Raw genomic sequence first — 14,329 nt, 5'->3', positions numbered from 1 at the left:
CCCCCAGCCCGTCGATCACGAAGTTGTTGTCACCCCACCCGGCGTGTCCGAGCGGCAACTTCATGATCAACGGACTGGGGGATGGGTGGGGTTCAGGCGGCGGTGGCGGCGAGCTGGGTGATGCGGATGCGGGTGACCAGGGCGTCGAGCAGGGTGTGGAGCAGGGACTCGGTGGTCGGGTCCTTGACCGTGCCGTCGCGATCGAGCTTCTCGTGCGCGTTGGTCACGATGATCTCCGGCTTGCTGAGCACGGCGGAGTCGGTCCACAGGAAGAGCTGACGGAGCTGGAGCTGGGCGCGGACGGTGCCCATGCCGGTGGGCGCCGCACCCATGATCGCGACAGGCTTGTGCGCCAGCGGCGAGACCCACGACGTCACCGGGAAGCTTGGCCGGGACGCCCAGTCGAGAGCGTTCTTCAGTACGCCCGGCACGCCGTAGTTGTACTCGGGGGTGGCGATGAGCAGGGCGTCCGCCGCCGCGATCCGCTCCCGCAGGTGGACAACGGCCGCCGGTGGCTTCGGCTCGATGTCCTCGTTGAAGGCGGGGATCGCGCTCAGGCCGTCGTACGGCTCGATGGTCAGGCCCGCCGGGGCGAGGCGTTGCGCGGCCCGGATCAGTGCGCTGTTGAACGACGCGTCGCGCAGGCTGCCGGAGATGGCGAGGACCGAGAAGTCGGGCATGGGATCTCCTTGGGAAGGAACTCATCACGATTTGCGTGAGCAGCTCAACAATAGAGCTACTCAACCATTGAACCGCAAGTAGGATGTGAGCCATGGCGCATCCCGTCCCCACCGCCGGATCCGAGCTGGGTGGCGACCGCTCCGGCGTCGCCGGTGACGCGGTGCGCCGGATCATGCACATCGCCTCCGCCATGCGGCACTACCAGGACGTCGAGATCGCCGAGCTGGGGCTCACCCCGGCCGTCGCCCGTGCGCTGCACGAACTCGATCCGGACCGTCCGCTGCCCGCCCGCGACCTCGCCGAACAGCTGCGCTGCGACCGCTCCAACGTGACCACCCTGGTCGACAAGCTGGAGCAGGCGGGCCTGGTCGAGCGGCGGGTCGATCCCGCCGACCGGCGGCAGAAGACGCTGGTGGTGACCGAGGCCGGCCGGCGGATGAGGGCCCGGGTGCACGGGGTGATGTCCGACTCGCGACTGCTCGCCGGCCTCACCGCCGGCGAGCTGGCCACCCTGCGTGAGCTGGTCTGGAAGGTGTCCGACGGTGGCTGCCCGGAGGCGTGCGGGCCGGAGTGACCCGCGCCGGGCGGATCGTGTCCGACTGGGCGCGGCGGGCCCTCGTCGGTAATGCTGTCCGACGTGACCACCCCGCACGATCTCGACGACCGCCTCCGGGAGGCCCTGGCCGCGCTGGCCGTGCCCGAGCGGCCGCGTGACCCGGCCGAGCCGGTCACCGACGGCGCGGCGCTCACCGGCGCCCAGCTGCTGGACCTCTTCGACGCGCAGGCCACCAGCCGCCAGCTCGACCTGGCCGGGCGGTGGCTGCGCAGCTTCGGCGAGGGGTTCTACACCATCGGTTCGGCCGGCCACGAGGGCAACGCCGTGGTCGCCGCCGCGCTGCGCCCCACCGACCCCGCCCTGTTGCACTACCGCTCCGGCGCCTTCTGGTGTGTGCGCGCCGCCCAGGCGGCCGGGGAGTGGACCGGTTCTCCCGGCGCGGACGACCACCGCCGGGACGGGGGATCCGGCGCCGACGCCGGGCGGCAGACCGCCGCCCGGCCGGGAACGGACCCGGGCTCCGACCGCACGCCACCTCCCGACGGCGTCTCCGGCGACGACTCGGCACCCGCCGACGGCACCGGCTCGGCCGGTGCCATCCGGCCCGCGACCGACCCGTCCACCGCCACCGGCCCGTCCAACGCCACCGGCCCGTCCACCGCCACCGGCCCGTCCACCGCCGGCGAGCCGGCCGCCGGCGGCGGTGCGGCCCCGGCCGGTCCCGCCGGGCCCGATGTGGGGATTGCTGCCCGGCGGGCCGTGCGCCGGCCCCTCGTCGGGGCGTACGCCGAGGCCGCCCGGGACGTGCTGCGCGGGATGGTCGCCTCGGCGCACGAACCGATCGCCGGGGGGCGGCACAAGGTCTTCGGCCGGGCCGACCTGGCCATCGTGCCGACCACCTCCACCATCGCCTCGCACCTGCCCCGGGCCGTCGGGATGGGGCTGGCGGTGGAGCGGCTGCGGCGGCTGGAGACCGTCCGGCGGACCGGGGACGGGGTGCGCATCGGCGGCGGGGGAGCATCCGACACGCCCTGGCCGCCGGACGCGATCGTGGTCTGCTCCTTCGGCGACGCGTCGGTCAACCATGCCAGCGCCACCGCCGCGTTCAACACCGCTGGCTGGTACGACCACACCGGCCTGCGCATCCCGGTGCTCTTCGTCTGCGAGGACAACGGCCTCGGCATCAGCGTCCGCTCGCCGAGGAAGTGGGTGGAGACGACCCTGCGGTCGAAGCCGGGCATCCGCTACTTCGCCGCGGACGGCGGCGATCCGGTGCGGGCGTACGAGGTGGCGGCCGAGGCGGCAACCTGGGTGCGCCGGCACCGGCGCCCGGCCGTGCTGCACCTGTCGACGGTGCGGCTGATGGGGCACGCCGGCGCCGACGTCGAGACCGCGTACCGCGGCGCCGACGAGATCGCCGCCGACCTGGCCCGCGACCCGCTCGCCGGCACCGCCCGGCTGCTCGTGGCGGCCGGCGTCGCCACCTCAGAGGAGTTGCTGGCCCGTTACGACGAGATCGGCTGGCAGGTGCGGCGGATCGCCGAGGAGGTGCTGGATGAGCCGAAGCTGACCAGCCCGGCCGAGGTGGTCACCCCGCTGGCGCCCCGCCGGCCGGTGCGGGTGGCCCGCGCGGTGGCCGACGCGGCGGCCCGGGCCGGCGGCCCGGGGGCGGGCGTACGGGCCGAGGCGTTCGGTGGGAAGCCGCCCGAGCTGGCCGGGCCGCTGACCCTCGCGCAGAGCATCAACGCCGCCCTCGCCGACGGGATGCTCGACCACCCGCAGATGGCCGTCTTCGGCGAGGACGTCGGCGTCAAGGGCGGGGTGTACGGGGTCACCAAGGGGCTGCGGGACCGCTTCGGCGCGGCCCGGGTCTTCGACACCCTGCTCGACGAGACCTCGATCCTCGGGCTCGCGCTCGGCGCCGGGCTGGCCGGGATGTTGCCGGTGCCGGAGATCCAGTACCTGGCGTACCTGCACAACGCCGAGGACCAGTTGCGCGGCGAGGCGGCCACCATGCGGTTCTTCTCCCAGGGTGCGTTCCGCAACCCGATGGTGGTGCGGGTCGCCGGGCTGGCGTACCAGGAGGGCTTCGGGGGGCACTTCCACAACGACAACTCGGTGGCCGTACTCCGGGACGTGCCCGGCCTGGTGATCGCGGTGCCGGCGCGGCCGGACGACGCCGCGCCCATGCTGCGGACCTGCCTGGCCAGCGCGGCGGTGGACGGCAGCGTCTGCGTGTTCCTGGAGCCGATCGCCCTCTACCACACCCGCGACCTCTACGCCGACGGCGACGGGGAGTGGCTGGCCGGCTACGCCGAGCCCGGCGCGTGGTCCAGCGGGCACGTGCCGATCGGCCGGGCCCGGGTGTACGGCGTCGGCTCGGCCGAGGACCTCACGGTCATCACCTTCGGTAGCGGGGTGCGGATGTCGCTGCGCGTGGCCGCCGCCCTGGCCGACGAGGGGATCGGCAGCCGGGTGGTGGACCTGCGCTGGCTGGCCCCGCTGCCGGTGGCGGACATCATCCGGGAGGCGGCGGCGACCGGCCGGGTGCTGGTGGTGGATGAGACGCGCCGCTCGGGCGGGGTCGGCGAGGGGGTGATCGCCGCGCTGGTGGACGCCGGCTACGTCGGTGCGGTGCGGCGGGTCGCCGGAGTTGACTCGTTTGTACCATTAGGTCCGGCGGCGCGTCAGGTTCTGGTCTCCGAGGAAGCCATTACCCAGGGTGCCCGCACGCTTCTGGCACGGTAAATTCCGTTCCACCCGGTGCGCCACTTGCGCGGGGAGCCGCAACTGTGTGGACTTTGGCTGACGGCGTCGAACAGGCGCCGCGAGCAGGGACGAGATGAGGAGGCACGCGACAGTGAGCGCGACCGCTGGTCAGGCCGCCGACGGGGTACGCAGCCTGGCGGACCGGTTCGGGATCGAGCCGGGGATGGTCGTCATGGAGATGGGCTACGACGACGACGTCGACCAGGATCTCCGCGACGCCCTGACCGACCGCTGTGGAGAGCTGGTCGACGAGGACACCGACGAGGTGGTCGACGCGGTCCTGGTCTGGTACCGCGACGGCGACGGTGACCTCTTCGAGCTCCTCGTCGACGCCCTCGGCCCGCTGGCCGACAACGGGGTCGTGTGGCTGCTCACGCCCAAGGCCGGGCGCGAGGGGCACGTGGAGCCGAGCGAGATCGCCGAGTCCGCACCCACCGCCGGCCTCCAGCAGACCTCGACGGTCAACGCCGGCCGGGACTGGAGCGGCGCCCGCCTCGTCCTGCGCCGCGGGACCAAGGGCAAGAAGTAGCCCCAGCCGTCCCACGCCCGGCCGCCCGCGCCGGGAGTGGCACGCGATGCCCACACCGACTCACCCGAGGAGTTCGCATGCCGATCGAGGTTGGCGCCGAGGCGCCGGACTTCGTGCTGAAGAACCAGAACAACCAGGAGGTCCGGCTCTCGGACTTCCGCGGCAGGCGAGCCGTGCTGCTGGTCTTCTACCCGCTCGCCTTCACCGGCGTCTGCCGCGGCGAGCTCTGCGAGGTGCAGGAAAACCTCAACGAGTACGTCAACGACGACGTCCAGGTGCTCACCGTCAGCGTCGACTCGGTCTACGCGCACAAGGTCTGGGCCGACCGGGAGGGGTACGAGTTCCCGCTGCTGGCCGACTTCTGGCCGCACGGTGCGGTCGCCCAGGCGTACGGCGTCTTCAACGAGGCCGCCGGCATCGCCAACCGGGGCACCTTCGTCATCGACAAGGCGGGCGTCGTCCGCTTCGCCGAGATGAACACGCCGGGGGAGGCGCGCGACCAGCAGGGCTGGCGCAAGGCCCTCACCGAGGCCGTTGCCGGCTGATCCACCGGGCACGCCGTGCGACCGGGCCGGTCACCGGCAGGGTAAGCTTGCCAACCTCAGGCGCCCACCGTACGGGCGTTCGGGCGCGTAGCTCAGCGGGAGAGCACTCGCCTTACAAGCGAGGGGTCGCAGGTTCGAAACCTGCCGCGCCCACCCACCACCAGTAGTCCCTCCGCCGGTCGGCCGCGGGTCGCGGCGACGGTCAGGCAGGTCCGGTTGGCCACCGGGTAGAGCCAGGACCGCAGCGAGCTGCGGCCCTCGAAGCGACCGTTGATCCTGCCGTGGCACCGGGACGGGCGGCGCGGCGACGGGCGGCGCGGTTGGATCGGGGAGGGGCGGCGTGGCCTACGCGGAGGTCAACGGGCTGCGGCTGTGGTACGAGCAGCACGGTTCGGGCCGGCCCCTGGTGCTGTTGCACGGCGGGTTCGGCGCGGTGGAGTCGTTCGCCGCCCTCCTGCCGGCGCTCGCCGCCCGCCGCCAGGTGGTCGCGGTCGACCTGCAGGGTCACGGGCGCACCGCCGATGTCGACCGGCCGCTGCGGTACGAGTGGCTGGCCGACGACGTCGCCGCGCTGGTGGGCCGGCTCGGCCTGGGCGGGGCGGACGTGCTGGGCTACTCGCTGGGCGGCGGGGTGGCGCTGCGGGTCGCGATCCAGCATCCGGGGTTGGTCCGGCGGCTGGTCGTCGTGTCCGCGCCCTGCCGGCGGCAGGGCTGGTATCCGGAGGTGCTCACGGCCATGGCCGGGCATGACGAGCGGACCGGCGAGCGGATGCGCGGCACCCCGGCGCACCGGGTCTACGCCCGGGTGGCGCCCCGACCGGAGGACTGGCCGCGGCTCTGGGCGAAGTCGGGTGAGCTGCTGCGGCGCGACTACGACTGGTCGGCCGAGGTGGTTGCGCTGACCCTGCCGACGATGCTGGTCTTCGCCGACGCCGACTCGGTCTCCACCGCCCACCTGGTCGAGTTCTACCGCCTACTCGGCGGCGGCCACCGGGATCCCGGCGGGGACGGTACGGGCCGGCCCGTCGCGCGGCTGGCGGTGCTGCCCGGCCTGACCCACCACGACATCCTGGGCTCGCCGGCTCTGCCGGCCGCGGTGCTGCCGTTCCTCACCCACCCGGTGGTCCCGCCCGGGTGAGCGGCGGTCCACCACCCACCCGGGCCGGGCGGTCAGCTGGTGAAGCCGCCGTCCACGTTGACCACCGCCCCGGTCAGGTACGCGGCCTCCGCGCCGGCCAGGTGCGCGACCGTGCCGGCGATCTCGGCCGGGGTGGCGAAGCGCCCGAGCGCGGTGATGCCCGCGATCGCGGCCGCGTTCGGGCCGTCCGCCGGGTTGGCGTCGGTGTCCGTCGGGCCCGGGTTGACCAGGTTGACCGTGATGCCGCGGGGCCCCAGCTCGCGGGCGAGCCCCCGGGTGAGCCCGACCAGCGCGGTCTTGCTCATCGAGTAGAGCGACAGCCCGGGGAAGACCGCCCGCTCGCCGACGTTGCTGCCGATGGTGATGATGCGGCCGCCCCCGCCCAGGTGCCGCGCGGCCGCCTGCGCGGCGACGAAGGGCGCCCGGATGTTCACCGCGAGCGTCCGCTCCACCTCGTCGGCGCTCAGCTGCTCCACCGGTCCGACCAGGAACACCGCGGCGTTGTTCACCAGGATGTCCAGCCGGCCCAGCTCGGTGGCCACCCGGTCGACCGCGTCCCGTACGGCGGCGGGGTCGGCGCAGTCGGCCCGGATCGCGAGGGCCCGCCGACCGAGCGTCTCGACCTGCTTCACCACCAGCGCCGCCCGGTCGGCGCTGTCGCGGTAGGTGACCGCGACGTCGGCCCCGCCCCGCGCCAGGCGCAGGGCGATGCCGGCCCCGATGCCCCGGGAACCGCCGGTGACCAGGGCGACTTTTCCGTCCAGTTTCGTCGTCATGCCTACGATCATTGAATCGGCGCGGCCCGCGGGTCTGGCGGTGATCGGACCCCTCGTTGCCGGGGCAACGCCCGGTCCGATTCCCGCCGCCACCGTGGCCTCGACGCCGGGTTCGACGTCGGCGACCGGTCTCGGCCGTCGTGTCCCGGCTGCCCGGTTCGGTGGTCGCGGCGGAGCCGGTGCCGAACCGGCGGGCCGGGCTGAGCTGCCCAAGGACTGTTCCCCGGTGCAGCGGGAAAACCGCTGTTGACGCACCTGGGGAGGAGCGACGGATGACGCATGGCGCCGGACTGACCATCGGTGTGCTCGGCTCGTACGGCGGTCGCAACCTCGGTGACGAGGCGATCCTCACCGGCCTGCTGAGCGATCTGCGGGAACAGGAGCCGGACGCGCGGATCATTGTCTTCTCCCGCAACCCCGCGCACACCCAGATCGCCCATCCGGACGTGGAGGCGGTGCCGTGGGAGGGGGTCAGCCGGACCGACTCAGCGCTGGTGCTGGCCGAGCTCGACCTGCTGATCCTCGGCGGCGGCGGCATCCTGTACGACCGGGAGGCCCGCCGCTACCTCCGGGTCGTCCGGGTCGCCCAGGAGCGCGGCCTGCCGCTGCTGACGTACGCGGTGGGGGTGGGGCCGCTCAGCGAGGGCGTGGACACCGGGATGGTGCGGGAGACCCTGGGCGCCGCGGTCGACGTGACGGTCCGCGACCAGGAGTCCCGGATGGTGCTGGAGGAGGCCGGCCTGATCAACCCGATCACGGTCACCGCCGACCCGGCGTTCCTGCTGGAGCCGGAGGAGTTCCCGGCACACCTGCTGCGGGAGGAGGGGGTGCCGGCCGGCAAGCGGCTGGTCGGGATGAGCGTACGGGAGCCGGGCCGGGCCGCCGAACGCCTCGACGTCGACGGGTACCACCGGTTGTTGGCCCAGATCGGTGACTTCCTGGTGAACCGGATCGACGCCTACGTGCTGTTCGTGCCGATGGAGCGGGACGACATCCGGCACTCCCACGGGGTGCTGTCGCACATGATCGCCGCCGAGCGGGGCCGGATCCTGCACGGCACCTACTCGCCGCAGCAGGTGCTCGGGCTGATGCGCCACTTCGACCTGGCGGTCGGCATGCGGCTGCACTTCCTGATCTTCGCCGCGATGGTGGGCACCCCGTTCCTGCCGCTGCCGTACGCCGGCAAGGTATTCGACCTGGCCCAGCGGCTCGGCGTGCCGGCGCTGCGCGGCGTCGAGCGGGAGGTCGAGGGCCCGCTGCTGGCCGAGGTGGACCGGCTGTGGGACGAGCGGGAGCGGCGGGCCGAGGCCACCGCCCGGCGGGTGGCCGAGGTCTGCGACGAGGCCCGGGGCACCTCGCAGGTCACCGGCGCGGTGCTGGAGAGCCTGCGCAACCGGACGCTGAGCCGGGCCGCCGTCTGAGCCGCCGTCCGGTCAGACCGCCGGCCCCCGCCAGCAGTACCGCCAGCGGCGGGCGTCGGCACCGACGGACTCCAGCTCGTAGATCTGCGCCTCGGCCAGCCCTTCGGGGCCGAGGTGGTGGTGGGTCAGCGGCGGCCGGCCGTTCGGGTCCAGCTCGACGGTGACCGTCTCGCCGTCGGCCACGCCTCCGACCAGGGGGATCTCAACCGTTGATGCCATGCGCCCATCCTGCCCGGGTGGGCGCGGTCCCGCAGCGGATAGCGGGGCGGCGGACCGGTGCCCGCCGGTCAGGGCGGCGGGAGCAGGCCGGGCGGGTACTCCATGCCGTCGTGGGCGCAGGCGGCGGCCGCGACCCGGGCGGCGTGTGTCGCCGCGTCGGGCAGCGCCGCGCCCCGCGACCGGGCGGCGACCAGGCCGGCGACGAACGCGTCCCCGGCGCCGTTGGTGTCGACGACCGGTGCGGGTGGCGTGCTGGCCGGGATCCGCACCGGCTCGCCACCACCGGGGTGCAGGTCGGCGCCGTCCCCGCCCCGGGTCACCACCACGGTGCGCGGGGCCAGGCCGGCGGCCACCGCCCCAGCCCGGTCGCCCAGCCGGACCCCGCTGACGAAGACCAGGTCAGCGACCTCGGCGAACGGGCGGTGGTAGGGGTTGTCCCCGTCCCAGTCGTGCAGGTCGGTGGAGAGGCCGGCCCCGCCGGCGAGTCCGGCGCGCAGGGTGGGCAGCAGGGCCAGCGTCCAGTCCATGATCGACACGTGGACGTGTGCCGCGTCCCGGACCAGCGCGGCCAGTGCCGCCGCGGTGAACGGCGCGGGCCCCCGCCAGGGGCGTGGGTCGTAGAGAGACATCCGCCGGCCGGCCGGGTCGACCAGGTTCACCGATCGCCGGGTGCCAGCCGGCGCGTCGGCCAGCACGGCGTGCACCGCGGTCCGGGCCAGCGCCGCCCGCACCACGTCCCCGGCCGGGTCGGCGCCGACGACGTCGACCACCGCCACGCGGAGCCCGAGCGCGTGCGCGGCGAGCGCCACCCCGGCGCCGGTGTTGCCGATCCTCAGCTCGACGGGGTCCACGGTGAGGGAGTCGGCCGCGGGCAGCGGGAGCGCCGGCACCCGCACCCGCACATCCACCCCGAGGCCGCCGATCACGAGCAGGTCGTACATGGCGACGACGGTAGCCGGCCGGGGGCCGCCTATCCTTGGCCCGGGCGTCGATGAGGGGGAGCGCGTGCTGGTCATCCACGGGCTGTGGCTGCCCGGCGGCACTCAGGGCGGTGGCGGGCTCGCCGTCTGGGCCGAGGACAGCGGCCTGCCGGCCCGCGCCCCCCGCCGGCCAGGTCGGGCGCCCCGGGAGCGACCGCACCCGTTCGCCGCCGGCCACGCCACGCTGGCCGCCGCGCTCGCCGAGGCGGCGGAGCCGGCCGACCTCGGTTCGGCGCTGCTCACCCTGCCCACCCGGGGCGGCTCGCCGGTGGACTCGCCGGAGCTGGTCCGCACCGCCGTCGCGGAGCCGGTCCGCGGTCCGGTCACCCTGGCCGGGTGGCGGGTTCCGGTCCTGGTGTACGCCCCGGACGCCGCGCTGCCCCTGCTGGCCCGCGTCGACGGGCTCGCCGCCGTGCCCGGCGCGACCCTGCGGCACCTGGCCGAACTCGCCGGGTTCGCGGTCGACCTCGCCGCCCGGGGCCGGGTGCTCCCCGGCCTGGCCGACCCGCCGCCCGGCCCCGACGCGCCGGCCGGTGGTGACCGGGCTCGGGCGGTCTGGCGACCCCTGCTCACTGGCACGGACGCCGGTTGGGCCCGGTCCCTGGCGCTCGCCCTGCCCCCGGCTGCCCGCGCGGTCACCGCGGTCGACCGGCCCGCCGCCGGCCCCGGCGGGCCGACGGGCGGCGGACCGGGCGGTGCCGTCGCGATGGCCGGCACCGGCCGGCCGCGCGGCGGTGCTGTGGCGGCCGGCGGTGCTGTGGCGGCCGGCGGTGCTGTGGCGGCCGGCGGTGCTGTGGCGGCCGGCGGTGCTGTGGCGGCCGGCGGTGCTGTGGCGGCCGGCGGTGCTGTGGCGGCCGGCGGTGCTGTGGCGGCCGGCGGTGCTGTGGCGGCCGGCGGTGCTGTGGCGGCCGGCGGTGCTGTGGCGGCCGGCGGTGCCACCGCGGGCGGTGCCGGTGTGGCGGGTGGCCCGTGGCCGGTCGACGCACCCGGTGCGCTGGTCGCGGCGGCGCTCGACGCGCTGACCGACGCCGCCGTCCGGGCGGCTCTGGCGGAGACCGCGCTGGCCCGGGGCGTCCGTTCGAACGGTGCGGTACCAGCCTGGCTGGCCGCGCTGACCGGGCCGCGGCGAGACTTCACCGCCGACCCGGCCGCGCTGGCCACCCTCCGCGTCGAACTGGACGCCTGGCAGCGCGACGCGGCGGGCGGCTCGGTGCGGGCCAGCTTCCGCCTGGTCGAGCCGCCCGCCGAGGAGATCGTCGAGCCGGTCACCGTGGTGCCGGCCGACCCCGCCGCCACGGTGGGCTCCGCCGACCGGTGGCGGGTCGAGTTCGGGCTGCAGGCCGCCGACGAGCCCAGCCTGCACGTCGACGCCGGGCAGGTCTGGCGGGCGCCGGAGACCGTCCCCGGCCTGGCCGGCCGGGGCGGCAACCCGCAGGAGACGCTGCTGGCCGAGCTGGGCCGGGCCAGCCGGCTCTGGCCGGAGCTGGACACCGCCCTGCGCACCGCCACGCCCGAGGCGTTGGAGCTGGACGTCGAGGGCGCACACCGGTTCCTCCGCGAGGGCGCCCCGGTGCTGCACGCCGCCGGCTTCGCCGTGCTGCTGCCGTCGTGGTGGCGGCGCCCCTCGTCGCGGCTCGGCGCCCGGTTGCAGGCGCGCAGCCGTACCGCTCCCGGCACCGTGGCCGCCGCCTCGGAGGGCGTGGGACTGGATGCGCTGGTGGACTACCGGTGGGAGGTCGCCCTCGGCGACCAGCCGCTGTCGGCCGAGGAGCTGGCGGCGCTGGCTGCGCTGAAGACCCCGCTGGTCCGGCTGCGCGGTCGCTGGGTCGAACTGGACCCGAAGCGGCTCGCCGCCGGCCTGCGGCTGCTCCGGTCGGCCGGCGAGCTGACCGTCGCCGACCTGCTCCGGCTCGGCCTCGCCGACGCCGAGCAGCCCGACGCGCTGCCGGTGCTGGAGGTGAACGCCGACGGTGCGCTGGGCGACCTGCTCGCCGGCGCGGTCGAGCGGCGGCTCATCCCGCTCGACCCGCCGTCGAGCTTCCGCGGCACGCTGCGGCCGTACCAGCGGCGGGGGCTGGCCTGGCTGGCCTTCCTCCAGTCGCTCGGGCTGGGCGGCGTGCTCGCCGACGACATGGGGCTGGGTAAGACGGTGCAGCTGCTCGCCCTGCTCGCCGGTGACCCGCCGTCGGCCGGCCCGACCCTGCTGGTCTGTCCGATGTCGCTGGTGGGTAACTGGCAGCGGGAGGCGGCCCGGTTCACGCCGGGGCTGCGCGTACACGTGCACCACGGGGCCGAGCGGGCGCGGGGGGCGGCGTTCACCACGGCCGTGCACGCGGCGGACCTGGTCCTCACCACCTACACGGTGGCCGCCCGGGACGCGGTCGACCTCGCCGGCATCGACTGGCACCGGGTGGTGGTGGACGAGGCCCAGGCGATCAAGAACGCCTCGACCCGGCAGGCCGAGGCGGTCCGCGCACTGCCCGCCCGGCACCGGGTCGCGGTCACCGGCACACCGGTGGAGAACCGCCTCGCCGACCTCTGGTCGATCATGCAGTTCGCCAACCCGGGCCTGCTCGGCCCGGCGGCGACGTTCAAGAAGAAGTACGCCGAGCCGATCGAGCGGCACGGCGACGCCGAGGCGGCCGAGCGGCTACGCCGGATCACCGGCCCATTCGTCCTGCGCCGGCTCAAGACCGACGCGTCGATCATCTCCGACCTGCCGGAGAAGCTGGAGATGGAGGTGCTCTGCAACCTCACCGCCGAGCAGGCCTCGCTCTACCGGGCGGTGGTCGACGACATGCTGGCGAAGATCGAATCCAGTGACGGCATCGAGCGGCGCGGGCTGGTGCTCGCCACCATGACCCGACTCAAGCAGGTCTGCAACCACCCGGCCCAGCTCCTGCGGGACGGCTCGCCGCTCGACGGCCGCTCCGGCAAGCTGGCCCGGCTGGAGGAGATCCTCGACGAGGTGCTCGCGGCGGGGGAGAAGGCGCTGCTCTTCACCCAGTACGCCGAGTTCGGCGGGATGCTGCGCGGGCACCTGTCGGCCCGGTTCGGCCGGGAGGTGCTCTTCCTGCACGGCGGGGTCGGCAAGGCCGACCGGGACACCATGGTCACCCGCTTCCAGTCCCCGGACGGCCCGGCGCTGTTCGTCCTGTCGCTCAAGGCCGGCGGCACCGGGCTCACCCTGACCGCGGCCAACCACGTGGTCCACGTCGACCGGTGGTGGAACCCGGCGGTCGAGGACCAGGCCACCGACCGGGCGTTCCGGATCGGCCAGCGCCGCCGGGTGCAGGTCCGCAAGTTCGTCTGCGCCGGCACCGTGGAGGAGAAAGTGGCCGCTCTGATCGCCGACAAGCGCAGCCTCGCCGAGCGGGTGGTCGGCACCGGCGAGCAGTGGGTCACCGAACTCTCCACCGCGCAGCTGCGCGAGCTGTTCACCCTGGAGGCCGGGGCGGTGGCCGAGTGACCGACCGGGGCAACGGCCGGTTCGCCGACTACGGCCGGCCACGCCGGGTCGAGGGTGGACTGAGGGCCCGCAGCACCCGGGGCGCCATCGGCCGGTCCTGGTGGTCGCGGCGCTTCCTGGAGGTGCTCGAGTCGTTCGCGCTCGGCACCCGGCTGACCCGGGGCCGGTCGTACGCGCGGGCCGGCCAGGTGCTCCGGCTGGACGTCGGGCCCGGCGTGGTCACCGCGGTGGTGCAGGGCTCCCGAGCCCAGCCGTACCAGGTCCGCGTCGAGCTGTCGGCGTTCCCGCCCGAGCTGTGGTCCCGGGTCGAGGAGGAGCTGGCCGGGCAGGCGTTCTTCAGCGCCCGGCTGCTCGCCGGCGACCTGCCGGCGGAGCTGGAGGAGCTGTTCGCCGCGGCCGGTGCTCCACTGTTCCCCGGCGGGGTGGACGAACTGGCCCAGCGGTGCAGCTGCCCCGACTTCGCCGTACCGTGCAAACACCTCGCGGCCACCTTCTACCTGCTCGCCGAGGCGTTCGACGCCGACCCGTTCCAGCTGCTGCACTGGCGCGGCCGCAGCCGCGCCGAGCTGCTGGACCGGCTGCGCGCGTTGCGCGGCGGCCCGGCCGGCGCGGGCCCGGACGCCCCGGCCGCGGCGCTCGCCTCCACCGTGGACGCACCCGGCTCACCGGCCGGTGACGCCACCGTGGACGCGCCGCCCGCCGGCGCCGCGCGGGCGCTCGCCGGGCTGCCCCCGGCCCCGCTGGCCGAGGCGGTGGACCGGTTCTGGCTGCCGCCCGTGCCGCTGCCGGACCGCCCGCCCAACCTGGCGACCGGGCCGGACCTGCTGCTGCGGCAGCTGGGGGCACCGGCCCCGGCGATCGGCGGGCCCGGTCTGCTCGAACGGCTGCGCCGGGCGTACCGGCTTCTGGGGCGGTGACGCCGGCCGCCGGGTGGCGGGTGGCGCCGCGCCGGCGGCGGGTCACAGCCAGCGTCGGCGGAACCGCCACATGAGCGCGGCGTTGGCCACCAGCACCACCGCACAGATGGCCCCGGCCAGCCGTCCGGCCAGCACCGTCATCGCCGGCAGCGAGGCCCACAGCACGATGGTCAACAGCATCAGCCAGCGGCTGCGGCGGGCCCGGGCCCGGTGGTCGAGCCGGGCGAAGAACGCCGGGTCGCTCTCCCGGAGGTGACGGGTGATCTGCTCGAACCTGCGCTGATCCTCTTTGCTGAGCATGTGCCTTCCCCTCACAGCGTTCAGCGGTT

Annotated in this window: 12 protein-coding genes, 1 tRNA gene and 2 pseudogenes; 10 read left to right on the top strand and 5 right to left on the bottom strand. The window is 75.3% G+C overall.

Going from position 1 to position 14,329, the window contains the following annotated elements:
* Positions 1-92 precede the first annotated feature (92 nt).
* Positions 93-680, bottom strand: coding sequence for an NADPH-dependent FMN reductase (locus C1I99_RS04030; RefSeq protein ID WP_111132787.1), 588 nt, complete (start codon positions 678-680; stop codon positions 93-95).
* A gap of 92 nt (positions 681-772) precedes the next feature.
* On the opposite strand from C1I99_RS04030, the gene C1I99_RS04025 reads away from it, so the two are divergent.
* The 6 genes from C1I99_RS04025 to C1I99_RS04000 all read left to right on the top strand — a co-directional run bounded on the left by C1I99_RS04025 (position 773) and on the right by C1I99_RS04000 (position 6,218).
* Entirely contained in the window at positions 773-1,255 is a 483-nt protein-coding gene (locus C1I99_RS04025) for a MarR family winged helix-turn-helix transcriptional regulator (RefSeq protein WP_111132786.1), read from the top strand.
* Positions 1,256-1,486: 231 nt separating this feature from the next.
* A complete protein-coding gene (locus C1I99_RS04020; protein WP_438941380.1) occupies positions 1,487-3,985 on the top strand; it encodes a thiamine pyrophosphate-dependent enzyme in 2,499 nt (832 codons plus the stop codon).
* A 112-nt stretch (positions 3,986-4,097) separates the two neighbouring features.
* Positions 4,098-4,535: a DUF3052 domain-containing protein gene (locus C1I99_RS04015; RefSeq protein WP_111132784.1), complete on the top strand. Its 438-nt coding sequence runs from the start codon at positions 4,098-4,100 to the stop codon at positions 4,533-4,535.
* Between the two features lie 77 nt (positions 4,536-4,612).
* Entirely contained in the window at positions 4,613-5,080 is a 468-nt protein-coding gene (locus C1I99_RS04010) for a peroxiredoxin (RefSeq protein WP_111132783.1), read from the top strand.
* An 81-nt stretch (positions 5,081-5,161) separates the two neighbouring features.
* Positions 5,162-5,233, top strand: a tRNA-Val gene (locus C1I99_RS04005).
* Between the two features lie 187 nt (positions 5,234-5,420).
* Entirely contained in the window at positions 5,421-6,218 is a 798-nt protein-coding gene (locus C1I99_RS04000; RefSeq protein WP_111132782.1) for an alpha/beta fold hydrolase, read from the top strand.
* Between the two features lie 32 nt (positions 6,219-6,250).
* On the opposite strand, the gene C1I99_RS03995 is transcribed toward C1I99_RS04000, so the two are convergent.
* Positions 6,251-6,994 carry an SDR family NAD(P)-dependent oxidoreductase gene (locus C1I99_RS03995; RefSeq protein WP_111132781.1) on the bottom strand — a complete coding sequence of 248 codons (744 nt, stop codon included), beginning with the start codon at positions 6,992-6,994 and terminating at the stop codon, positions 6,251-6,253.
* Positions 6,995-7,266: 272 nt separating this feature from the next.
* Between C1I99_RS03995 and C1I99_RS03990 the strand changes: the two genes are divergently transcribed.
* Positions 7,267-8,415: a polysaccharide pyruvyl transferase family protein gene (locus C1I99_RS03990; protein WP_111132780.1), complete on the top strand. Its 1,149-nt coding sequence runs from the start codon at positions 7,267-7,269 to the stop codon at positions 8,413-8,415.
* Between the two features lie 12 nt (positions 8,416-8,427).
* Here C1I99_RS03990 and C1I99_RS03985 read toward each other — a convergent pair whose 3' ends face one another.
* Positions 8,428-8,634 (bottom strand): DUF8847 domain-containing protein, encoded by a 207-nt coding sequence (locus tag C1I99_RS03985; RefSeq protein ID WP_111132779.1) that lies wholly within the window; start codon positions 8,632-8,634, stop codon positions 8,428-8,430.
* A gap of 68 nt (positions 8,635-8,702) precedes the next feature.
* Complete coding sequence (locus C1I99_RS03980; RefSeq protein WP_111132778.1) at positions 8,703-9,575, bottom strand: carbohydrate kinase family protein; 873 nt, start codon at positions 9,573-9,575, stop codon at positions 8,703-8,705.
* A gap of 64 nt (positions 9,576-9,639) precedes the next feature.
* Between C1I99_RS03980 and C1I99_RS35140 the strand changes: the two are divergent.
* The 3 genes and pseudogenes from C1I99_RS35140 to C1I99_RS03970 form a co-directional block, all read left to right on the top strand.
* Positions 9,640-10,858, top strand: a pseudogene (locus C1I99_RS35140) (ATP-dependent helicase); the annotation flags it as partial.
* 68 nt (positions 10,859-10,926) lie between these two features.
* Positions 10,927-13,083 (top strand): annotated as a pseudogene (locus C1I99_RS35135) (DEAD/DEAH box helicase); the annotation flags it as partial.
* The gene (locus C1I99_RS03970) at positions 13,080-14,000 is read left to right on the top strand and encodes an SWIM zinc finger family protein (RefSeq protein ID WP_111132776.1); all 921 of its coding nucleotides are present in this window, start codon (positions 13,080-13,082) and stop codon (positions 13,998-14,000) included. The pseudogene C1I99_RS35135 and the gene C1I99_RS03970, both read left to right, overlap by 4 nt.
* 42 nt (positions 14,001-14,042) lie before the next feature.
* On the opposite strand, the gene C1I99_RS03965 is transcribed toward C1I99_RS03970, so the two are convergent.
* The gene (locus tag C1I99_RS03965; RefSeq protein ID WP_111132775.1) at positions 14,043-14,300 is read right to left on the bottom strand and encodes a DUF3040 domain-containing protein; all 258 of its coding nucleotides are present in this window, start codon (positions 14,298-14,300) and stop codon (positions 14,043-14,045) included.
* Positions 14,301-14,329: the final 29 nt, after the last annotated feature.

Origin of the sequence: Micromonospora deserti, from assembly GCF_003236335.1 — a bacterium.
GTDB classification, from domain to species: Bacteria; Actinomycetota; Actinomycetes; order Mycobacteriales; family Micromonosporaceae; genus Micromonospora; species Micromonospora deserti.
This window is presented reverse-complemented; position numbering and strand designations above follow the sequence as displayed.